This is a genomic window from Streptomyces antarcticus (assembly GCF_026627255.1).
In the GTDB taxonomy this organism is placed as follows: Bacteria; Actinomycetota; Actinomycetes; order Streptomycetales; family Streptomycetaceae; genus Streptomyces; species Streptomyces antarcticus.
The window spans coordinates 26044-47402 of sequence record NZ_JAPNLM010000026.1; the positions used below are offsets into that span (position 1 = coordinate 26044).

The 21359-nt window shown below is 73.1% G+C and carries 24 protein-coding genes; 19 read left to right on the plus strand and 5 right to left on the minus strand.

All coding sequences use genetic code 11. From position 1 onward, the window contains the following. Positions 1 to 82: 82 nt before the first annotated feature. From OTB16_RS30580 to OTB16_RS30590, 3 genes are all read right to left on the minus strand, one after another. Positions 83 to 1327 carry a S1C family serine protease gene (locus OTB16_RS30580; protein ID WP_267724415.1) on the minus strand — a complete coding sequence of 415 codons (1245 nt, stop codon included), beginning with the start codon at positions 1325 to 1327 and terminating at the stop codon, positions 83 to 85. A 401-nt stretch (positions 1328 to 1728) separates the two neighbouring features. Next, the gene (locus OTB16_RS30585; protein ID WP_267724417.1) at positions 1729 to 2751 is read right to left on the minus strand and encodes a LacI family DNA-binding transcriptional regulator; all 1023 of its coding nucleotides are present in this window, start codon (positions 2749 to 2751) and stop codon (positions 1729 to 1731) included. A gap of 24 nt (positions 2752 to 2775) precedes the next feature. Further along, on the minus strand, positions 2776 to 3660 hold the full coding sequence (locus OTB16_RS30590) for a response regulator transcription factor (RefSeq protein WP_267724418.1): 885 nt from the start codon (positions 3658 to 3660) through the stop codon (positions 2776 to 2778). Positions 3661 to 4125: 465 nt separating this feature from the next. Here OTB16_RS30590 and OTB16_RS30595 point away from each other — a divergent pair, with 465 nt between their 5' ends. From OTB16_RS30595 to ygfZ, 13 genes are all read left to right on the plus strand, one after another. Continuing rightward, the gene (locus tag OTB16_RS30595; protein WP_267724420.1) at positions 4126 to 4380 is read left to right on the plus strand and encodes a MoaD/ThiS family protein; all 255 of its coding nucleotides are present in this window, start codon (positions 4126 to 4128) and stop codon (positions 4378 to 4380) included. A gap of 955 nt (positions 4381 to 5335) precedes the next feature. Then, positions 5336 to 6607, plus strand: coding sequence for a hypothetical protein (locus tag OTB16_RS30600; RefSeq protein WP_267724586.1), 1272 nt, complete (start codon positions 5336 to 5338; stop codon positions 6605 to 6607). A 69-nt stretch (positions 6608 to 6676) separates the two neighbouring features. Then, positions 6677 to 7393, plus strand: a complete 717-nt coding sequence (locus OTB16_RS30605) for an LmeA family phospholipid-binding protein (protein WP_267724422.1) — start codon at positions 6677 to 6679, stop codon at positions 7391 to 7393. Between the two features lie 161 nt (positions 7394 to 7554). Further along, a complete protein-coding gene (locus tag OTB16_RS39715) occupies positions 7555 to 7638 on the plus strand; it encodes a putative leader peptide (protein ID WP_384414659.1) in 84 nt (27 codons plus the stop codon). A 173-nt stretch (positions 7639 to 7811) separates the two neighbouring features. Beyond that, positions 7812 to 8657: a sulfurtransferase gene (locus OTB16_RS30610; protein WP_267724424.1), complete on the plus strand. Its 846-nt coding sequence runs from the start codon at positions 7812 to 7814 to the stop codon at positions 8655 to 8657. A 97-nt stretch (positions 8658 to 8754) separates the two neighbouring features. Then, on the plus strand, positions 8755 to 9045 hold the full coding sequence (locus tag OTB16_RS30615) for a DUF1416 domain-containing protein (RefSeq protein ID WP_267724425.1): 291 nt from the start codon (positions 8755 to 8757) through the stop codon (positions 9043 to 9045). A gap of 178 nt (positions 9046 to 9223) precedes the next feature. Beyond that, positions 9224 to 9484, plus strand: a complete 261-nt coding sequence (locus OTB16_RS30620) for a DUF3099 domain-containing protein (protein ID WP_267724427.1) — start codon at positions 9224 to 9226, stop codon at positions 9482 to 9484. A gap of 115 nt (positions 9485 to 9599) precedes the next feature. Next, positions 9600 to 10487 (plus strand): hypothetical protein, encoded by an 888-nt coding sequence (locus tag OTB16_RS30625; protein WP_267724429.1) that lies wholly within the window; start codon positions 9600 to 9602, stop codon positions 10485 to 10487. Beyond that, the gene (locus OTB16_RS30630) at positions 10484 to 11371 is read left to right on the plus strand and encodes a hypothetical protein (RefSeq protein WP_267724431.1); all 888 of its coding nucleotides are present in this window, start codon (positions 10484 to 10486) and stop codon (positions 11369 to 11371) included. Before OTB16_RS30625 ends, OTB16_RS30630 begins: the two co-directional genes overlap by 4 nt. Further along, on the plus strand, positions 11368 to 12294 hold the full coding sequence (locus tag OTB16_RS30635) for a hypothetical protein (RefSeq protein ID WP_267724433.1): 927 nt from the start codon (positions 11368 to 11370) through the stop codon (positions 12292 to 12294). Before OTB16_RS30630 ends, OTB16_RS30635 begins: the two co-directional genes overlap by 4 nt. Positions 12295 to 12565: 271 nt before the next feature. Then, entirely contained in the window at positions 12566 to 13138 is a 573-nt protein-coding gene (locus OTB16_RS30640; protein WP_215139645.1) for a heme-binding beta-barrel domain-containing protein, read from the plus strand. A gap of 76 nt (positions 13139 to 13214) precedes the next feature. Beyond that, positions 13215 to 13688 (plus strand): Fur family transcriptional regulator, encoded by a 474-nt coding sequence (locus tag OTB16_RS30645; protein ID WP_267724437.1) that lies wholly within the window; start codon positions 13215 to 13217, stop codon positions 13686 to 13688. Between the two features lie 21 nt (positions 13689 to 13709). Further along, positions 13710 to 14678 carry a CAF17-like 4Fe-4S cluster assembly/insertion protein YgfZ gene (ygfZ, locus tag OTB16_RS30650; protein WP_267724439.1) on the plus strand — a complete coding sequence of 323 codons (969 nt, stop codon included), beginning with the start codon at positions 13710 to 13712 and terminating at the stop codon, positions 14676 to 14678. Positions 14679 to 14714: 36 nt separating this feature from the next. Here ygfZ and dtd read toward each other — a convergent pair whose 3' ends face one another. After that, a complete protein-coding gene (gene dtd, locus OTB16_RS30655; protein ID WP_267724441.1) occupies positions 14715 to 15140 on the minus strand; it encodes a D-aminoacyl-tRNA deacylase in 426 nt (141 codons plus the stop codon). Between the two features lie 136 nt (positions 15141 to 15276). Between dtd and OTB16_RS30660 the strand changes: the two genes are divergently transcribed. The 6 genes from OTB16_RS30660 to OTB16_RS30685 all read left to right on the plus strand — a co-directional run bounded on the left by OTB16_RS30660 (position 15277) and on the right by OTB16_RS30685 (position 19714). Beyond that, positions 15277 to 15867 (plus strand): RsiG family protein, encoded by a 591-nt coding sequence (locus tag OTB16_RS30660; RefSeq protein WP_267724443.1) that lies wholly within the window; start codon positions 15277 to 15279, stop codon positions 15865 to 15867. 145 nt (positions 15868 to 16012) lie between these two features. Then, the gene (locus OTB16_RS30665; protein WP_267724445.1) at positions 16013 to 17257 is read left to right on the plus strand and encodes a GNAT family N-acetyltransferase; all 1245 of its coding nucleotides are present in this window, start codon (positions 16013 to 16015) and stop codon (positions 17255 to 17257) included. A gap of 57 nt (positions 17258 to 17314) precedes the next feature. Then, a complete protein-coding gene (locus tag OTB16_RS30670; protein ID WP_267724447.1) occupies positions 17315 to 18100 on the plus strand; it encodes a putative protein N(5)-glutamine methyltransferase in 786 nt (261 codons plus the stop codon). Positions 18101 to 18152: 52 nt separating this feature from the next. Next, the gene (locus OTB16_RS30675) at positions 18153 to 18554 is read left to right on the plus strand and encodes a helix-turn-helix domain-containing protein (protein WP_267724449.1); all 402 of its coding nucleotides are present in this window, start codon (positions 18153 to 18155) and stop codon (positions 18552 to 18554) included. A gap of 64 nt (positions 18555 to 18618) precedes the next feature. Beyond that, a complete protein-coding gene (locus OTB16_RS30680) occupies positions 18619 to 19239 on the plus strand; it encodes a hypothetical protein (protein WP_267724452.1) in 621 nt (206 codons plus the stop codon). Positions 19240 to 19372: 133 nt separating this feature from the next. Further along, positions 19373 to 19714, plus strand: coding sequence for a DUF2516 family protein (locus tag OTB16_RS30685; protein ID WP_267724588.1), 342 nt, complete (start codon positions 19373 to 19375; stop codon positions 19712 to 19714). Positions 19715 to 19880: 166 nt separating this feature from the next. Here OTB16_RS30685 and OTB16_RS30690 read toward each other — a convergent pair whose 3' ends face one another. Then, on the minus strand, positions 19881 to 21200 hold the full coding sequence (locus tag OTB16_RS30690) for a PP2C family protein-serine/threonine phosphatase (RefSeq protein WP_267724454.1): 1320 nt from the start codon (positions 21198 to 21200) through the stop codon (positions 19881 to 19883). Positions 21201 to 21359: the final 159 nt, after the last annotated feature.

A 21359-nucleotide genomic window follows, 5' to 3' on the forward strand; every position in this document is an offset into this window, starting at 1 on the left:
CAGCCTCGCACGGGCGGGCTAGGGGGTGCCGTCGCACTCGCTCCTGCCCTCCGGGCGTACGGAACGACTGTGACGGCACCCCCTAGTAGGAGGTGCCGAAGCCGTTCGTGGCGGAGCCGCCGCCGGTGCCGTCGTCGCTGCTGCCCTGGCCGGCGCCGCCGGGGCCGCCCTTGCGGAGGGAGTCGAGGTCGGCCTTGACGGTGTTGACCGGGATGGCGAAGCCGAGGCCGACGCTGCCGGCGCCGGCGCTGTCGCTGGAGGGGGAGTAGATCGCGGACGGCATGCCCACGATCTCGCCGTTCATGTTGACGAGGGCGCCGCCGGAGTTGCCGGGGTTGAGGGAGGCGTCCGTCTGGATGGCCTTGTACGAGGTGGTCTCCGAGCCGGTGTCCCCGTTGAACTGCCGGCCGCCGTAGGAGAACGGGAAGCCGCCGCCCTGCTGCTGCTGCTGCTGCCTGCTCTGCGGGGACTGCTGCTCCGACTTCGGCACGTTCACCTCGCGCTCCAGTGCGGAGACGATGCCGCTGGTGACGGTGCCGGTGAGGCGGTCGGGGGAGCCGATGGCGACGACCTGGTCGCCGACCTTCAGACCGCCGGAGTCGCCGAGCTTGGCGGGCTTGAGGCCTCCCCCAGAGCCTTCGGCCTGGGAGGTACCCCCTGCCCCCTCGAGCTTGATCAGGGCGAGGTCCTTGTCGGGATCGGTGCCGACGGTCTTCGCGCTGTACTTCTTGCCGTCGCTCATCGTCACCTGGATCTCCGAGGCGCCGCTGATCACGTGGTTGTTGGTGACGATCTCGCCGTCGGCGGTGATCACGATGCCGGAGCCGGTTCCCTGGCCGGAGCCGGTACGGGTGTCGATGCGCACGACGGAGGGGCTGACCTGCTCGGCGACGCCGGAGACGGTGCCGATGCTGGACCGCGAGACGTTGGAGCCGCTGACCCCGCCGCCGGAGCCGGTGGCCGAGTGCCCGACGAACTGCTGGACGGCGGCCGCGGTGCCGCCGCCGACGAGGGCCGCGGCGAGCGCCACGGCGGCCAGCAGCGCGGCCGGCTTCCTGGCGCGGGGGGCGGGCGCCGCGTGGGCGGGGCCGCTCCAGGCGGCGGCCGCCGGGGGCACCGTCTCGCCCTGGATGACCGGGGGCTGGTGCGCCTCGTGCCAGCCGGGCGCGGGGGCGGGCGGATACGCGGGCGGCGGCGGGTAGGAGGCCCCCGCCGCGTCCTGGGCCAGCCGGTCACGCCCCCGCTGCCAGTCCTCGCCGAAGGGCGGGTGCTGGACCGGGCGGCTCTCCTGCGGGTACTCGCCTTCGCGGCGGAAGCTGTCGGTCATGGCTCGACTCTGTCCGCGGATCATGAGAGCTTCCTGAGCCTGGCCTGAGAAGCCCGACAGAACCGCGTATGCCCGATATAAGGACCGACGGGAGGCCGCAAGCCGTCCCCCTGACGCTCCGAGCCCCACCGCACCCCGCCTCAAACCCCGCCGCCCCTTAAAAAGCACCGGGCCGGCACGTCCGAGTCGGCCGCGCCCACATCCAGCCCCGCGGGCAAGCCGGTACCTCCGAGCCGCGGCAGCGCCCACATCCAGCCCCGCCGGCGTTTGAGGCGCGGGGTTCGGGGCGGAGCCCCGAGAAGCCGGGCCGCAGGCAGGAAACGCGCGGGACAGCGGCCCAGGAGGCCGCAGAGGCACAGGCCCCGGCCCAGCCGGAGCACACCCCCACCGCCCGCCGGAGGCTAGCGGCAGCCGCAGGACCGCCGGATCACCAGCGCCGAAGGGAACTGCTTCAGCCGCTCCCGCCGCGACCCCGCGACCCGCAGCCCGTCGTCCAGCACCAGGTCCACCGCGGCCCGCGCCATCGCCGGGCGGTCGGAGGCGATCGTCGTCAGCGGCGGGTCCGTCAGGGCCGCCTCCTTGACGTCGTCGAACCCGGCCACGGCCAGCTCGCCCGGCACGTCGATGCGCAGCTCGCGGGCGGCCCGCAGCACGCCGATCGCCTGGTCGTCCGTCGCGCAGAAGATCGCCGGCGGGCGGTCCGGCCCGGAGAGGACCTCCAAGGCCACCTTGTACGCGTCGTAGCGGTTGTACGGGGCCTGGAACAGCCGGCCCTCCACCGAGCGGCCGGACTCCAGCATGGCCCGGCGCCAGCCCTCGACGTGGTCGGCCACCGGGTCACCGACCTCGGGGGTGTTCTCCACGCCGCCGAGGCAGGCCACGTACGGGTGCCCGTGCTCCAGCAGGTGGCGGGTGGCGAGCTGGGCGCCGCCGATGTCGTCCGTGACGACGGCGACGTCGTCGATCGCCTCGGGGCGCTCGTGCAGCAGCACGATCCGCGCGTCCCAGGCCTCGATCTCCGAGGCCGCGCGCTCGCTCATGCCCTGGCTGACCAGGATCAGGCCCGAGACCCGCATGCCGAGGAACGCCCGGAGGTAATGGACCTCGCGCTCGTCGCGGTAGTCGGAGTTCCCGACCAGGACCATCTTTCCGCGCTCGGCGGCGGCCTGCTCGACCGCGTGCGCCATCTCCGCAAAGAAGGGCTGCCGGGCGTCCGGGACGATCATGCCTATGAGGTCGGTGCGCCGCGAGGCCATCGCCTGGGCGACCCGGTCCGGGCGGTAGCCCAGCTCCTTGATCGCGGCGAGGACACGCTCGCGCGTGGCCGGGGCAACCGGCCGGGGTCCGTTGTTGATGACGTAGCTCACGACGGCGGTAGAGGTACCCGCAAGTCGCGCCACGTCATCCCGCGTCACCTTGGCCACGCGCGGCAGTCTACGCGGGGTGACCTACCTCTGGGCAGGGCGTCCTGCGGAGTGGATGCCCACGGGGTCTTCGGCCGCCCGGGTGACGGCCGGAGCGTCCTGGGCGGAGCCGTGACCGGAACCCTGCGCGGTGCTCCGCACGGCCGCCTGGGACGCGGCGGACGAGGCGTGCGCCGCCAGCTGCGCCGCCGCCTGGGCCGCCGCCTGTGCCGCGGCCTCCGCCTGCGCCCGCTCGACCTTCTCGGGGGTGACGAAGCGATAGCCGACGTTGCGGACCGTGCCGATCAGCGACTCGTGCTCGGGACCCAGCTTCGCGCGCAGCCGCCGTACGTGGACGTCCACCGTCCGGGTGCCGCCGAAGTAGTCGTAGCCCCAGACCTCCTGGAGCAGCTGGGCGCGGGTGAAGACCCGGCCCGGGTGCTGGGCGAGGTACTTCAGCAGCTCGAACTCCTTGAAGGTCAGGTCCAGGACCCGCCCCTTCAGCTTGGCGGAGTACGTGGCCTCGTCGACCGACAGGTCGCCGTTGCGGATCTCCATCGGGGAGTCGTCCGAGCCCAGCTGCTGGCGGCCGGTGGCCAGCCGCAGCCGCGCCTCGACCTCCGCGGGGCCCGCGGTGTCCAGGAGTACGTCGTCGATGCCCCAGTCGGCGGTGACGGCCGCGAGGCCGCCCTCGGTGACGACGAGGAGCAGCGGGCAGCCCGGCCCGGTGGAGCGGAGCAGCTGGCACAGCGACCGCACCTGCGGCAGGTCGCGGCGGCCGTCGACGAGGATCACGTCGGCTCCGGGGGTGTCCACCAGGGCAGGGCCCTCGGCGGGTGCGACCCGGACGTTGTGCAGCAGAAGACCGAGGGCGGGCAGCACCTCGGTCGACGGCTGCAGGGCGTTGGTCAGCAGCAGGAGAGAGCTCATGCCCGACCACCTGCCCGGGTCGGGCGGTCGAACACGGTTCGCTGGTCCATCACGTCGGTTCCTCCTCGGTCCCGTCGAGGACGTGCGCGGTACGGCTTCGTACGTGGTGCGTGGTGCGCGGTGCCTCGTGTGCGGTGTCCCGGCCGGCCCCGCGCCCTGAGGCCCGGAGGGACACCACCGTTCTCGTTCTGTTCAACGCGCTGAAAGCACAAAAGGACCCGGGGGCAACATTGCCCGGATCCTCTTCGCAGCAGAATAGCCCACCGCCCCTTTCGTGGCCGAGGCTTCTACCGGTTCTGTGGTCCCCGCCACGCCTCTGTCCAGCGTATGCCCCGGTTTCACCGGATCGGCGGCCTCCCGGTGGACCGTCCGGGCGCACACGGGGCGCGTGGGTGCACGTCGGAGCGGGGGGTAGGAGGGGTCATCATGGAGGCCGACGGTAGAGAGCCGACGATAGGAGCAGCAGTGGCAACCGGAACCATCCGCTACTGGGCGGCGGCCAAGTCCGCGGCCAAGACGGCGGAGGAGCCGTACTCGGCGCGCACCCTGGCCGAGGCGCTCGACGCCGTGCGGGAACGCCACCCCGGGGAACTGACCCGGGTCCTGCTGCGCTGCTCCTTCCTCGTGAACGAAGAGCCTGTGGGCAAGCGCCCGCACGATTCCGTCCAGCTGACCGAGGGGGGCACCGTCGAGGTGCTCCCCCCGTTCGCGGGCGGGTGAGCGGGAGCCGATGAGCACGCCCGAAGAACAGCAGCAACAGCAACAACAGCAGCAGCAACAGCAACAGCAGCGGGCCCAGGGCCAGGCTCCGGCGGAGCAGCAGCAGTACGCGCAGCCGCAGGACCCGTACGGCACCCAGACCTGGCAGTCCGACACCTGGGACACCAGCTACCAGCCGGTGCACCCGCCGCTCGGCGCGGCCCCCGACCGGCCGGTGGCGCCCGAGGGGTGGTTCCGCGACGAGGCCGCCGCCCAGGGCGCCGACGGGGCGGGCACGCCCCCGGACGCCGGGTCGTACGGACAGTCGTACGGGCAGCCGTACCCGGCCCAGGCCGACCCGGGGCAGCAGGCCCAGCAGGCGTACGGGCAGCACCCCGAACAGGCGTACGCGCCGCAGCCCCAGCAGGCGTACGCGCAGCCCCCGGAGCAGGCCGACCCGCAGGCGGCCGCCCAGCCCCAGCAGGGGTACTCGCAGCAGCCCCAGCAGCCCCAGCAGCCCCAGCAGCCCCAGCAGCAGGCGTACCCGCAGGCGGTCGCACCCGACGGCTGGTTCCGCGACGAGGCGCCCGCCGTACAGGACCAGCCGGCGCAGGCCCAGGCCGCGCAGGCCGCCGCCGCACAGGCCGCGCCCGCCGCCGGCTGGCCGCAGGACGGCGGCACGGCGGCCCCGGCCGCCGCCGAGACGGCCTATCTCCCGCCCTACCAGGAGGCTCCCGCCGAGGCCCCCGCGGAGGCGACGGCGTACCTGCCGCCCTACCGGGAGGCTCCCGCGGAGGCGACGGCGTACCTGCCGCCCTACCGGGAGACTCCCGCGGAGGCGACGGCGTACCTGCCGCCCTACCGGGAGGCTCCCGCGGAGGCGACGGCGTACCTGCCGCCGTACCAGGAGGCTCCCGCCGAGGCGACGGCGTACCTGCCGCCGTACCAGGAGGCCCCCGCCGAGGCGACGGCGTACCTGCCGCCCTACCGGGAGACTCCCGCCGAGGCGACGGCGTACCTCCCGCCCTACCAGGGCGAGGCCCAGGCCCAGGCCGCCCAGGCGCCGGAGCAGGCCCCCGCGGCGCCCGAGGGGTGGTTCCGCGATGAGGTCCCGGCCCCGCAGGCCCACGCCCCGCAGGCGCCCGTCCAGGACTGGTCCCGGGGCGGCGCCGCCGGCTCCGGCTGGCCGGAGGCCTCCGCCGCCGAGCAGACGGCGTACCTGCCGCCCCAGGCCGCCGAACCGGCGCCCGAGCGGTCCGTGCCCGCGGGCCCGGCCGCCGCCGAGCAGCCCGCGGGCCCGGCCGCCGAGCAGACGGCCTACCTGCCGCCCTACCCCGGTCCCGGTCCCGGTCCCGGTCCCGGGGCCGGGGCCGGTTCCGATGCCGGGGCCGCCCCGGCCCGAGGTCCGGCCCACGCCGCGCCCGCTGCTCCGGAGGCGGCCGGCGAGGAGCCCGCGTACTCCCCGCCGACCCTCGCCGGGAACACCCTGCGGGCCGTCGACCCCGCCCAGGCCCGCGCCGAGGGCCGGTCGCCGATCATCGACCCCGGCCCGCAGCCCGCGCTGCTGACCGCCGCGCTCGGGGTACTGCTCGCCGCGGCCGCCGTCTTCGGGCAGTACGCCCTGCTCGTACCGCTGGTCGCCCTCCAGGGGCTCACCGCGGCCGGCTGGTTCCGCCTCAACGGCATGTGGCCGGCCCGCCAGGGCATCGCCCTAGCCTTCGCCGGAGCCCTGGTCGCCGACGCGGCCGTGCTCGCGGTGGACGACACGTACGGCCCCGGCGCGATCGTCGGCACCCTCGGCGCCTGGGTGCTGCTGACCCTCGTGCTCCAGCTGCGCAGCCACGCCGACCCCGACGAGCGGATGTACGGGCTGATGGCCTCGGTGGCCTCCGCCGCCCTCGCCATCGTCTGCGCCGGCTACCTGGCCGCGGACTCCGCGGCCGTCACCGTCGGCGCGGCCGCCGTCGCGGTCGCCGTCTTCGCCCGCGCCCTGCCGCTGCCCACCGCGCCCTCGGTCGGCGTCTCGCTGGCGGCCGCCGCCGGCGCCGGCATCGCCGTCGGCGGGCTGACCTCCCTCGGGGCGGGCGGGGCCCTGGTCGGCCTCGTCGCCGGGGTGTGCGCGCTGATCGGGCTGCGCGTGGCGGCGTACGACTACCCGTCGAAGTTCGTCCACATGACGGCCGGGGTCGCGCTGCCGCTGGCGGCCGCCGCGCCCGCCGTGTACCTGATCGGGCGGGTGGTGGGCTGATCCCTGCCCGACAACGGGCATGGTCCACTAGGCGCACGTACCGACAAGTAGCAGCAGGGGGAGGGGCACGTGCGCTTTCTACGTGTGGTCGTGATCATCGGTGTGGTCCTGGGGGCGCTCTTCGTCGGCGCGGACCGCTGGGCGGCCGGATACGCCGAGAACCAGCTCGCGGACCGCATCCAGTCCCGCCAGGGCCTGGCGGGCACCGCGGAGGTGGAGATACACGGCTTCCCGTTCCTGACCCAGGCGGCCAGCCGGGACCTGGAGCGGGTCGACTTGAAGCTGCGCGGCGTCGAGGCGATGGCGGACGGCCGCAAGACCCGCCTCGCGGAGCTCGACGCGAGCTTCCGCGGGGTGTCGCTGAACGGGGACTACACGCGCGGCACCGCCCGGCGCGCCGAGGGCAGCGCCCTCATCACGTACGCCGACCTGACCGCGGCCTCGCAGACCGGCGCGACCCTCGCCTACGGCGGCGCGCCGGGCAAGGTGAAGGTCACCGCGGGGATCGAGGCGCTCGGCAAGTCCCTGACGCGCAGCGTGGTGTCGACCGTCAGCCTGGAGGACGCGAAGGACGGCAAGGGCGGCAAGGTCGTCCGCGTGCGCGCCGAGGAGGTGCCCGGCGAGGGCATCCCCGGGATCGAGGGCCTGGTCCGCAAGAAGACCGACTTCGACCGCCGGCTCGACGGCGGACTGCCCGCCGGCCTGCAGCTGTCGGCCCTGACCTCCGACGAGGCCGGCGTGCACCTGGTGCTGACCGGCTCGAACGTGGTGCTGGCCGGATCGTGAGACGGTGCGGTCCGATCCGCAGATGGACGGGCCGCGGTAAGGGCTCCGGGGGCGGCGCGGCAGCCCTCCGGAGCCCTCGTATCCCACGATCCGGACGATCCTGTCTCGGTATATGACACGCCGGTGACAGAGCGGTCGATTCGTCCCTACGATCCATGCCTATGAAGCATCAGCAGGCGGACCTCACGAAGCGGCGGGCAATAGACCTGTGTCGCGTCGCCGCCATGCTCTGTCGATCCATGTGACCCGTGGAGCGCATCCGCTCCACCAGCCGGACGACGACTTTCCCGCGTGACCGCACCTGCCTCCCGATCCCCCTGACGCCTCCCCGCGCAGGACCGGGCGAGCGCATCCGGAACGCACGCACCTCGCAGCACCCGCAGCACGGCCCGCCGCACACTGCCCGGAGGAGAACACCATGAGCCGCAGCGACGTCCTCGTAGACGCCGACTGGGTCGAGGCCCACCTGAACGACGGAAACGTCGTCATCGTCGAGGTGGACGAGGACACGTCCGCCTACGACAAGAACCACATCACCAACGCCGTCCGGATCGACTGGAAGAGCGACCTCCAGGACCCGGTCCGCCGTGACTTCGTGGACCAGGAGGGCTTCGAGAAGCTCCTCTCCGCCAAGGGCATCTCCAACGACGACACCGTCGTCCTCTACGGCGGCAACAACAACTGGTTCGCGTCCTACGCCTACTGGTACTTCAAGCTCTACGGCCACCAGGACGTCAAGCTCCTCGACGGCGGCCGCAAGAAGTGGGAGCTCGACTCCCGCGACCTGGTCGACGGCAAGGAGGTCCCGAACCGCCCGGCCACCGACTACAAGGCCAAGCCGCAGGACAAGTCCATCCGCGCCTTCCGTGACGACGTCACGGCCGCGATCGGCTCCCTGAACCTGGTCGACGTCCGCTCGCCCGACGAGTTCTCCGGCAAGCTGCTCGCCCCGGCGCACCTCCCGCAGGAGCAGTCGCAGCGCCCCGGCCACGTGCCGACCGCCCGCAACATCCCGTGGTCGAAGAACGCCAACGACGACGGCACCTTCAAGTCGGACGACGAGCTGACCGCCCTCTACGAGGCCGAGCAGGTCGACCTGGCGAAGGACACCATCGCCTACTGCCGCATCGGTGAGCGCTCCGCGCTCACGTGGTTCGTGCTGCACGAGCTCCTGGGCCAGGAGAACGTCAGGAACTACGACGGCTCGTGGACCGAGTACGGCTCGCTGGTCGGCGTGCCGATCGAGCTCGGCCCCGCCAAGTAACCGCACGGGGTAACCGCACGGGCAAGCCAGCAGTCGACCCTGCCGGGCACGCAGGGCCCGTAGTCACGTACGACCTCTCTAGGACAGGACAGAGAACATGTGTGGAGCACAGATCGGCGGGCCCGACCTCGCGACGCTGAAGCCCGGCGAGACCGCCATCCAGGGCCAGATCACCCAGGGCGGCGAGCCGGTGTCCGGCTACGTCCGCCTGCTGGACTCGACCGGTGAGTTCACCGCCGAGGTCCCGACCTCGGCGACCGGCCAGTTCCGCTTCTACGCGGCGACCGGCTCCTGGACGCTGCGGGCGCTCGTCCCGGGCGGCACCGCCGACCGCAGCGTCGTGGTCGCCGACGCCGGCGGCGTGACGGACGTGGCGATCGCGGTCTGACCACCGCTCCGCGCACCACCGCTGCCAGCACCCCCGCGTAACCGCGGGACGTATCACCGCAGAGCCGGCCGAAGGGCCGCACCCCCGGGGGTTGGACGCCACTGGATCGGGGTGCGGCCCTTCGTGCCGTCCGGGTCCGCGCGCTTGTCGGCGCGGCGTCCCGCTCTACGCTGGAGGTATGTACGCCCGGCGCCGACGCGTCTACTTCCTGCTCATGGGCGGATGCCTGTTCCTCTTCGTCTCCGCCTGGTCCTTCGTGCGCCTGTGGTCGGTGGAGGCGGCGGTGGCCCTGTGCGTGGTCGCCATGGTCATCCCGCCGGTCGCCGCGATGATCGCGAACCGGCGCGGCCCGGACGACCGCTGGTGGGACGACCCCTCGGGCGACCCGAAGTCGGACGAGTGGTGGGACGAACTGGACGGAAAACGGCGTCGCGAGTGATCACGTGCAGTGAGACAAGAATGTAATAGACATCCTTACAACTGCTTCCCCACGGAACGGGTCATGGGTACGCGCGGGTAACCAGCCGGCGCGTCCAGCCCTGTGGGGGACATCCTTGGAACACGAACAGACCATCCCCGAGCTGCGGAAAGCGGACGAATCCGCTCCGGAGCCGGATGGTTCGGACCCGACCGCCGCACCGGCTGCCGGCACATCCCCGGCCGCCGCCGATGCCGCCACCGCCGATGCCGCCACCGCTGACGGAGCCGCCGCCGCCGCGGCCCCGCGCCGCCGCCGGGGCCGTACGACCCCCCTGATCGCGGCCGCGGCCGTACTCGGCGTCCTCGCCGGAACCGTCGCCGGCTACGCGGTCCAGTACCACCGCGCGCCCACCCCGCTGCCACCGCTGGCCCAGCAGAACCTCGTGACCCCGAAGGCAGTCGCGCCGGACGACAGCACGACGATCAAGACGATCAACGCCAACCGCTGGCACAAGAACGACGACGACCTCGGCAAGCTGCTGATCGAGGCGCCCGACGGAACCAAGTCCGAGGGGAAGGGCTACGACAGCCTCGACGTCTTCGCGGCGGACTTCGAGAAGCCGGACCTGGCCGTGAGCGAATTCGCGTCCGAGGGCCTCCGGCGCGTCGCCTCGACGCACTGGTCACGCGCTGACCGAGTCTTCGTCCAGGTCCAGCTGGTCCAGTTCACCGACTACGCCGGCGCGGAGAACTACCAGAAGAACCAGGCATCTTTCATGCCGCTGAAGGAGAACGCGGGCTACGCCGGCGTGGCCATCCCCGGAATCTCCTGGGACCTCGGGCGTGTGTGGGTGGACTCGAAGGCCAGGGAGCAGCCGGGCTACGAGCCGACCCGCGGCGCCACGGCCATCGCCCGCCGCGGCGACATCGTGATGACGATCTACTACTACGACAACCGCGGCGGGAAGATCGCCGAGAGCGACATCATCCGCCTGGCCGAGCGACAGCTGGAGCGACTGTGACCGAGCCGCAGAACGAGAACCCCCCGGCCGGGGCACCCGAGCCCGCGGCCCCGCTCCCGACGTCCCCGGCCGCTGAGGCCCCGGCCGCGCAGCCCGAGGCTCCGCTTCCCGCGGCCCCGCCCTCCGAGGCCGCGCCTGCTGGGCCGGTGACCCCGCGCCTCCGTAAGACGGCCGTCCTCGTCGCCGCGGGTCTGGCCGTCGCCGTGCTCGCGGGCGGCGGAGTCTGGGCGGTCTCCGCCGTCGCGGACGCCGACCGGACCGCGCCCACCGCCTACTGGGTCCCCATCGGGGAGAAGGTCCAGAAGGCCGAGGAGCCCGCGCCGGTGCCGGCGAACGCCCTCTCGGGCAAGCTGCTCCCGGTTCCGAGCGGCTTCACGCCGGGTCCCGACCTCGCGGGCGACGGGAACAACTTCTTCGTCTCAGGAGAGAAGGCCGTCGAGGGCTTCAAGGAGGCCAGGGACGGCCTGTCCAGCACCGAGCGCAAGAAGCGCGACGACATGCTGGCCGGCCTCAAGCTCAAGGGCCTGGCCGGGCGCAGCTACACCAAGGGCTCGGGCTACCTGGTCGCGGAGGTCCGCCTCATGCAGGCCGACCCGCAGGCCGTGGGCGGTTTCTCGGAGGTCACCAAGAAGCTCATGGAGCTCAGCGGCGCCGACCGCGGCGCGCCGAAGGTCGACGGCCACCCGGACGCCAAGTGCTGGGTGCTGCCGGTCGGTGAGGAGAAGAAGGAGAAGATCGACTCCCTCTACTGCGTGGCGGTCGAGGGTGACGTGATGGTCAACTTCCGCGCCTTCGGGCCCAAGCCCGAGTTCTCGGCGACCGAAGCCGTCGGGTTCCTCAAGAACCAACTGAACCACCTGAAGTCCCCCGGGGAGTCCGCGTGACCGAGCATCCCACCATCGCAGCCGGGCCCGCCCCGGAGGACGCCGCCGCGGCCCCGCGAGCCGCGGCCCCGCCCGCTCCGGAAGCCGCGGCCCCGCCCGCCCCGGAAATCCAGCCCGTGCCGGAATCCGGCGCCGAGGTCCTGGCCCCGGCAGCGCTGCCCGATGACCGCCGCAAGCTGTTCGCGTTCCTGCGCTGGACGGCCGCCTTCCTGGTCTTCGGCGCCGCCGGCACGGGGGTCGCGTACGGGATCTCCCAGCCCGAGCGCACCGACATCCCCGGGCTGTCCACCGAGTCCGACGGCCGCTGGACCTACCCGGAGCTGGCCAAGCCGGCACTGCCCCCGGGCGCGGCCCTGCCCTTCGCCCCGGACAACGAGGACGGCATCCACTACGCCGGCCTCACGCAACTGCTCCTGCCGGCGCCCCTCGGGTCCACCCCAGACCCCGCGCTGAAGGTGGAGAAGGACGGCGTGGTGGCCGTCGACACCTTCCTGGAGGAGTACGGGGCTTCCGGGCGCGCGAAGATGAAGCAGGAGTTCGCCGACGACGGCCTGCGCCAGATCGTCGGCCGCGGCTGGACCACCCCGGACGGCATCCGGACCCGCCTCTACCTGCTGCGCTTCCACGCCTCGGGCTTCACGGACGCCTTCGACGGCTGCGGCCCCGACATGAGCCTGAGCGGCGTGAACCGGATCGAGACGGACGGGGTCTGGGGCAAGGCGAGGATCGACCAGTCGGTTCCGGACGGGACCGGCCTCTCGGTCCACGAGGAGTCCATCCCGGTGGGCGACGAGAAGGTCAGGATCGGATGCATCCAGTCCGGTGACGTCCAGGCGGTGATCCTCCAGAGCCGCAAGGGCGAGGTGCTGCCCGCCGTCCCCCTCCACCAGATGGTGGTCCTTCAGCACCAGCTGCTGAGCTGACCGCGGACCGGAGCCACCGGTACGGCGGACCTCGCAGAGTGCGCCGGTCCCCGGGCCAGTAGGCTTGGGGACCGGCCCGTACACCGCACCGAAACCTCCGAGGAGCACCCCGTGCTTGAGGCAGTCTTCACCTCCCTGCTGGTCCTGGTCTGCGTCGGCGTCATGGCCTTTACCGGCCTGGCCGTCAAGAAGCTGTACCAGGGTCAGCGCTGAGCGTCCGCGCAGCTGACCGCCCCGGAACCCCTCCGACAGATCGCCTGAGCAGCCATTCATGATCCAGATCCCGTCCGACCTGAACCCGGGCCTCGTCCCGCTCGCCTTCCTCCTCGGCAACTGGGAGGGCGCGGGAGTCTTCGACTTCCCTGGTGAGGAGAAGTGCAACTTCGGCCAGGAGGTCGTCTTCAGCCACGACGGCCGGGACTTCCTGGAGTACACCTCCCACACCTGGGTCCTCGACGCCGAGGGTAAGAAGGTGCGGCCGCTGGAGTCCGAGTCGGGCTACTGGCGCATAGACAAGGACCGCAAGGTCGAGATCGTCATGGTCCGCGACCAGGGCGTCGTCGAGGTCTGGTACGGCGAGCTCGCCGACCAGAAGCCGCAGATCGACCTGGCCACCGACGCGGTCGCCCGCACCGCGGCCTCCGGTCCGTACAGCGGCGGCAAGCGGCTCTACGGGTACGTGAAGAGCGACCTGATGTGGGTCGGCGAGAAGGCCACCCCCGATGTCGAGCTGCGCCCGTACATGTCGGCCCAGCTGAAGAAGGTCGTCACGCCCGAGGAGGTCGCCGAGATGGCGCGCAACCTCCCGGACATGCCGGACGACGGTATCGCCTTCTTCCGCTGACCCGTATCCGCAAGGCTGTGCGACGAGGGGACCGCGGGACCGCCCGCGGTCGCCTCCCCGCGCTTACACTGGCCGGGTGGTGAGGACCGAGCACGCCAAAGGCACCGAAGGCACCGAGGGCACCGACTGGAAGACCGACCTGCGCCAGCGCGGGTACCGGCTCACTCCCCAGCGCCAGCTCGTGCTGGAGGCCGTCGACCACCTGGAGCACGCCACCCCGGACGAGATCCTCGTCCAGGTGCGCAAGACGGCGTCCGGGATCAACATCTCCACCGTGTACCGGACGCTGGAGCTGCTGGAGGAGCTCGCGCTCGTCTCGCACGCCCACCTCGGCCACGGCGCCCCCACCTACCACCTGGCCGACCGGCACCACCACATCCACCTGGTCTGCCGGGACTGCGCCGACGTGATCGAGGCCGACGTGGACATCGCGGCCGAGTTCACCGCGAAGCTCCGCACCACCTTCGGGTTCGAGACCGACATGAAGCACTTCGCGATCTTCGGCCTCTGTGAGAAGTGCGCGGCCAAGCACCGTGCCGCGCAGGCGTAGCCGAGTCGTACGCTTGGTCCCATGACCAGCAGCCCTTTGCTCCACCTCCCCGGCGCCGTGCAGGCCGAAGGCCGCGACGAGGGCGTCGCCGCCCACTACGGCGAGCTCTACGGCGAACAGCGGACCCTCGCCGGCGGCCGCGGCTTCGTCGACCTCTCCCACCGCGGCGTGGTCACCGTGACCGGGGCCGAGCGCCTCAGCTGGCTGCACCTGCTGCTCACCCAGCACCTCACCGAGCTGCCGGCCGGCCAGGCCACCGAGGCCCTGATCCTCTCCGCCAACGGTCACATCGAGCACGCGCTCTACCTCGTCGACGACGGCGAGACCACGTGGGCGCACGTGGAGCCCGGCACCCAGGCGGAGCTGATCGCCTACCTGGAGTCCATGAAGTTCTTCTACCGGGTGGAAGTCGCCGACCGCACCGAGGAGTTCGCGGTCGTGCACCTGCCCGCCGGCTCCATCGCCGAGGTCGCCAAGGAGCACGCCGTACGCGAGACCGCCCACGGCCGCGACGTCTTCCTGCCCCGCGCCGAGCTGGAGTCCTTCGCCGCCGCCCACGGCCCGGCCGCCGGACTCCTCGCCTACGAGGCCCTGCGCGTCGAGGCGCACCGGCCGCGCCTCGGCCTGGAGACCGACCACCGCACCATCCCGCACGAGCTGGGCTGGATCGGCACGGCCGTCCACCTCCAGAAGGGCTGCTACCGCGGCCAGGAGACGGTCGCCCGCGTCCACAACCTGGGCAAGCCCCCGCGCCGCCTGGTCTTCCTGCACCTGGACGGCTCCGAAGTGCTGCTCCCGGCGCACGGCGCCCCGGTCCGGCTCGCCGCCGACGGCGAGGAGGGCCGCCAGCTCGGCTTCGTGACGACCTCGGTACGCCACCACGAGCTCGGCCCGATCGCCCTCGCGCTGGTCAAGCGGAACGTGCCGGTGGACGCGCCGCTGCTGGTGGACGGCACGGCGGCCGCGCAGGAGGTCGTCGTAGCGCCGTAGCCGGCCATGGCTCCGTAGCCGGCCGTAGCGCCGTGGCTAGATGTCGATGACGATGGTGAACGGGCCGTGGTTGGTGAGCGAGACCCGCATGTCCGCGCCGAAGCGGCCCGTCTCCACCGTCGCGCCCAGCGCCCGCAGCTGCGCCACCACCTCGTCCACGAGGGGCTCGGCGACCGGGCCGGGCGCGGCCGCGTTCCAGGTGGGGCGGCGGCCCTTGCGGGCGTCCCCGTAGAGCGTGAACTGGGAGATCACCAGCAGCGGCGCGTTCACGTCGCTGCACGACTTCTCCGCATCCAGGATCCGTACGGACCAGAGCTTGCGCGCCAGCAGCGCGGCCTTCTCCGGCGTGTCGTCGTGGGTCACCCCCACCAGCACGCACAGTCCCTCGCCGACGATCTCACCGACGGTCTCGCCGGCCACGACGACGCTCGCGCCGTCCACCCTCTGCACCACAGCTCGCATACCACCTGTGTACCAGGCGTGCACCCGTCCGGGGCCGATCGGGTGCAGTGGGACTGCACCGGGGCCACGGAGAGTGGCACGATGCACGCAGGCGGTGCGGGTGCGCCGCACCGGTCGAGGGGACGGACTCGTTCGTATGAATACTTCTGGTACCTCCGTACCTGCTTCACCCGCTTCCATCTCCGCTGCCGCGGTACGACCGCCCGCGCAGCGCACCGCCGAGAGCCCGGTCCCGGCGGCGGCGACCACGGCGGCGGCGACCACGGCCCTCGGGCTGCCGGAGCTGCGCGGGCTGCGCCGCGACGCGCAGCGCGACGAGGCCGATCTGAGCTACGTACGGCGGCTGTTGCAGGGCCGCATCGACATCCTGCGGGCCGAACTCGCCCGGCGCACCGACCCCGAGGCGCCGGTGGTGGACCGGCTCTCGGAGATCCTCGCCGACGCCCCCTCCAGCCGCAGCGCCTCCGCCCGGCACGTCACGCTCGGCACTCCGCACAGCGAGGAGTACCGGGTGCTGGCGGCGGAGATGCTGTCCGACGTGGAGCTGTCCGACCTGGGCGCCCGTACCGACGGCGAACTCCACGACGGGCTGGGCCGGCTGGTCCGGTACGAGCAGCAGGTCTCGCGGCGCCGGCAGCAGCTCCAGCGCACGGCGGACGACTGCAGCGCCGAGATCACCCGCAGATACCGGGAGGGCGAGGCACAGGTGGACGACCTGCTGGCGTGAGCGCCCGGCCCGGGCACGCTGTCCCTCCCGTCCCTCCCGTCCCTCCCGTCCCTCCCGTCCCTCCCGTCCCTCCCGGGCACTCCGGGCACCCCTGCCCCGGATATTCGGGGGACGCGGGCCGGCGGGCCGATTAGCGTGGTCCGCCATGAGCGCTGATGTCCGGCCGATCGCCGAATCCGAACTCCCCGACTGGCTGCGGACCGTGAACACCGGCTTCCTGGAAACCGCCGGGGTGACCGACTCCGACGTCGCCCAGCGTGCCCGGCACGGCGACCTCGCCCGCACCCAGGGAGCGTTCGACCCCGGCACGGGCGGCTGCGTGGCCACCTTCCGCTCGTTCCCGCAGGAGCTGACCGTGCCCGGCGGCGCGGCCGTCCGCTCCAGCGCGGTCACCAACGTCACCGTGCTCCCCACGCACCGCCGCCGCGGCCTGCTGACCCGCATGATGACGGCCGAGCTGACCGCCGCCCGGGACCGCGGGGACGTGCTGTCGACGCTGATCGCCGCCGAGTACCCGATCTACGGGCGGTACGGGTACGGGCCCGCCGCGTCCGTCTCGGAATGGGAGATCGACGTACCGCGGACCGGACTGGACCCCCGCTGGTCGGCGCCCGCCGACGGCGGCCGCATCGACCTGGTGGACGCCGCCGAAGCCCGCCGGATCGGCCCCGGGCTGCACGAGCGGCTGCGGGCGGCCATCCACGGTGCGGTGGACCGCGACGCGCGCTGGTGGAGCCTGGCGACGGGCGCGGAGGAGATCTCGTACCGCCCGTACAAGGAGCGGTTCCACGCCGTGTACCGGACGGCCGCGGGCGAGGTGGCCGGCCTGGCCGTCTACACCGCCGACGGGCACTGGACGGACGCGAAGCTCCCGAAGAACACCGTGCAGGTCAAGCAGCTGCTCGCGGTCACCGCGGACGCGGAGCGCGCGCTGTGGCACTTCCTGTGTTCCATCGACTGGGTGGCCAGGGTCCGCACCGGTTTCCGGGCGCCCGACGACCTCGTCGCGCAGCTGCTCCCCGACCCGCGCGCGGCCGCGCTGGTGACCACGGCCGACTTCCTGTGGGTGCGGGTGCTGGACGTCGTACGGGCCCTGCGCGCGCGGACGTACGCCGTACCGGGGGTGCTGGTCCTGGAGGTGACGGACGCGGCGGGCCTCGCGGACGGCCGCTACCGGCTGGACGCGGCCAAGGGCGCGTGCGAGCGCACCGCGGATCCGGCGGACCTGCGGCTGGAGGTGTCGGCACTCGGCTCCCTCTACCTCGGCGACGAGTCCGCGGTGCGCCTGGCCCAGCTCGGGCGGATCGCGGAGGAGCGCCCGGGGGCGGTCGCGCTGGCGGACGCGGTGTTCCGCACCGCGCGGCGGCCGTGGTGCCCGGACGTCTTCTGAGCGGCCGCGGGGTACGGGCCGGACACAGCCGACGCAGGACCGGAGGAGACCGGGCACATGACGCATACGCATGCGGGGTCACTGGTGGAACGGCTGCGCGCCGCGGGCTGCGTCTTCGCCGAGGAGGAGGCGGACCTGCTGGTCTCGGCCGCCCGGGACGACGGCCACCTGGCGGGACTGCTGGCCCGCCGGGTCGCGGGTGAGCCGCTCGAGCACGTGGTCGGCTGGGCGGAGTTCGGCGGACTGCGCGTGGAGGTGGGCGAGGGGGCCTTCGTACCGCGCCGGCGCACCGAGTTCCTGGTGCGGGAGGCGGTGGCGCTGGCCCGGACCGGCGCCGTGGTGCTGGACCTGTGCTGCGGGGTCGGCGCGCTGGGCGCGGCGGTCGCGGCGCGGGTGCCGGGCGGGGTGGAGCTGCACGCGGCGGACATCGACCCGGTGGCGCTGGCGTACGCGCGGCGCAACCTGGCCCCGTACGGCGGCGCGGTGTGGGAGGGCGACCTGTACGGGCCGCTGCCCGCGTCGCTGCGGAGCCGCGTGGACGTACTGGTGGTGAACGCCCCGTACGTCCCGACGGACGAGGTCGCGCTGATGCCGGCGGAGGCCCGGGACCACGAGCCGCGGGTCTCCCTGGACGGCGGCGCGGACGGCCTGGACGTCCACCGCCGGGTCGCGGCGGGGGCGCTGCCCTGGCTGGCCCCGGGCGGGCACCTGCTGATCGAGACGAGCGCCCGCCAGTCCGCGCGGACGGCCTCGGCCCTGTCCTCGGCCGGCCTGGCGGTCCGTACGGCCGTGTCGGAGGAGCTGTACGCGACGGTGGCGATCGCCACCGCCCCGGGGTGCTAGATGTTGCAAGCGGCTGCTTGCAATAGTTAGCAAGCTCGGGCAGGATCGGGGCATGGCATCGCTCAACGTCGGAAACCTCGGCGAATACCTTCGCGAGCAGCGTCGGCAGGCCCAGCTCTCGCTGCGGCAGCTGTCCGAGGCCGCAGGGGTGTCGAATCCGTACCTGAGCCAGATCGAGCGCGGCCTGCGCAAGCCGAGTGCGGACATCCTGCAGCAGCTGGCCAAGGCGCTGCGGATCTCCGCGGAGACGCTGTACGTGCAGGCCGGGATCCTGGACGAACGGGACCGGGACGAGGTGGAGACGCGGGCCGTCATCCTCGCCGACCCGTCCATCAACGAGCGGCAGAAGCAGGTGCTGCTCCAGATCTACGAGTCCTTCCGCAAGGAGAACGCGCTCGACACGGCCGGCACGGCCGCTGCGGACGGGGCGCCCGACGCGTCCGCGGCCGACTAGATGCCGTAGAAGACGACGAGATGCCGCAGCAGACGAACTGACTTGGATCCGGGAGGACCCGCACATGGCCATCGCCGATGACCTGAAGAAGACCCTCACCGACCCCACCCCGCTCTACTTCGCCGCCGGCACCGCCGACCTGGCCGTGCAGCAGGCCAAGAAGGTGCCGGGGCTCATCGAGCAGCTGCGCGCCGAGGCCCCCGCGCGCATCGAGGCGGTCAAGAACACCGACCCGAAGGTCGTGCAGGAGAAGGCCCGGGGCGCGGCCAGGGAGGCGCAGGAGGCGGTCTCCGCGAAGGTCGCCGAGGTGTTCGGCGCGATCGACCCGAAGAAGTTCGGCGAGACCGCCCAGGACCTGGCGCTGCGCGGCGTCGGCGTGGCCGCCGAGTACGCGGTGCGCGCCAAGGAGACGTACGACAAGGTCGCCGAGCACGGCGAGCAGGCCGTCCGGACCTGGCGCGGCGAGGTCTCCGACGAGATCGTCGACATCGCCGTGGCCGTCGAGCCCGCGCCGCAGGCCGCGTCCGGGACCGTCGTCACCGAGCCGGTCGCTTCCGAGCCGGTGGCTTCCGAGCCGGTCGCCGCCGAGGCGGCCGCCGGTGCGGAGAAGCCCGCCGCGAAGAAGCCCGCGGCGCGCAAGAGCACGGCGAAGAAGAGCGCTGCCGTGCAGGGCGACGCGAGCTGAACCGCATGACACGTGGCGGGCCGGGCACCTTGACGGGTGTCCGGCCCGTTGTGCTCTCCGTTGAGGAACCACTGCCGGTAGCGTGGAGTCAGACGTCGTCCGGCGTGCGGAGCGGGAGAAAGCGGTCATCGCGATGTGGTTGATGGACGGGTTCGATCGAGGTGTGGTCCCGTTGCTGGGACTGGCCATGCTGGTGCTCGCCGTCGTGGCCTTCGTCATGGCGCTGGTGGCCCGTGAGGACGCCTACCGCGCCGCGGAGAAGCAGAGCAAGACCTTCTGGATGGTCCTCCTCGGCATCACCGTGCTCGTGGACTTCTTCCTGGGGATGCTGTTCCTCCAGATCGCCGGGCTGGTCGCGACGATCGTCTTCTTCGTGGACGTGCGCCCGGCCCTCAAGCAGGTCTCGGGCGGCGGCCGGCGCCGGCGCGGAAGCAGCAGCGACGGGCCGTACGGGCCCTACAACGGCGGCCGGTGACGCGAGCCGGCCCCGCGGGCCGGTGACCGCGACCGCCGCCGTCGTCGTCGTCCGGGACGGGTGCCGTTGACCGGCATCCCGTGACCGGCGCCGTGGCTGTCTTTGTGGCTGTTGCCGTTGCCGCGGCAGCCGTACGGGTTCCCGCCCGGGTGGGAACCCGTACGGCTCAGCCGCCCGCGCGGGACAGCAGGACCACGGCCACGTCGTCGGTCAGTTCGCCGCCGTTGAGGCGGCGGGCCTCGGTGACGGAGGCCTCCAGCAGGGCGTCCCCGGTCAGCCCGCGGTCCAGGTGCCGGTTGATCATCTCGACCATGCCGTCCTGCCCGAGGCGTTCCCTGCCCTCGCCGATCCGGCCCTCGATCAGGCCGTCGGTGTACAGCATCAGGCTCCACGCGCCGCCGAGCTCGACCTGGCGGCGCGGCCAGCGGGCCCGGGGCAGCAGGCCGAGCGCCGGGCCGCTGTTCTCGTACGGGAGCAGCCGGGCGGGGCGGCCCGGCCTGGATATCAGCGGCGCCGGGTGGCCGGCGAGGCACAGGCCCGCGCGGCGGCCGTCCGGGGCGATGTCCACCGTGCACAGGGTCGCGAAGATCTCGTCGCAGGGGCGCTCGACCTCCAGGACCTCCTGGAGGGTGGCCAGCAGGTCGTCGCCGCACAGGCCGGCCAGGGTCAGCGCCCGCCAGGCGATCCGCAGCTCGACGCCGAGGGCGGCTTCGTCGGGGCCGTGGCCGCAGACGTCGCCGATCATGGCGTGGACGGTGCCGTCGGGCGTGCGGACGGTGTCGTAGAAGTCGCCGCCGAGGAGCGCCCGGCTGCGGCCGGGGCGGTAGCGGGCGGCGAAGCGGAGGTCGGAGCCCTCCAGGAGGGGGTTGGGGAGCAGCCCGCGCTCCAGGCGGGCGTTCTCCTGGGCGCGCAGTTTCGATTCCGCGAGCTTGTACTGGGCGATGTCGGCCCGTTTTCTCTCCACGGCGTACCGGATGGCGCGGCTCAGCAGCCGGCCGTCCAGCTCGTCCCGGAAGAGGAAGTCCTGGGCGCCGACGCGTACGGCCTCGGCCGCCCGCTCGGCGTCGGTCTCGGAGGTGAGGACGATGACGGCGTGGTGCGGCGCGAGCCCGAGGACCTGGCGGAGCGCGGCCAGGTCGTCGTCGGGGGAGGCCGGGGCGGGCAGCGACAGGTCCAGCAGGATGCAGTGCACGTCCGGCGTGAGCAGGCGCGCGGCCTCGGTGAGGTTGCGGGCGGTGCGGAGCCGGATGCGGTGGCCGTCTGCGTCGAGGACCTCGGGGACGGTGAGGCCGCCCGCGGGGTCGTCCTGGATGACCAGGAGGGTCAGCGGGGTGGCCGGCGGCGCCGTCTGCGGGCCCCGCCGCGGGACCGCCGGTGCGGCGACCGGCGTGGTGGGTGCGGCTGCAGGCGGTGCCGCGGTGTGCAGAACGGCCTGACCGCTCTCCGCGGCCGGGGTGTCCCTCTGCCGCGGTACGGGTACGGGCATCGTCTCCGGTTCCTTCCCTCCCCCCGGGGGTGCGCTCGTCGGGAGACCCTAGCGGTCCCGGACCGGGGAGCGGAATGCCGTTCCCGGCCGGGACCTCCGTCATATGCCGTTATCGCGGGGGAAAATCGGCCTCACCGGATGACCAATGTCACGGAGGCC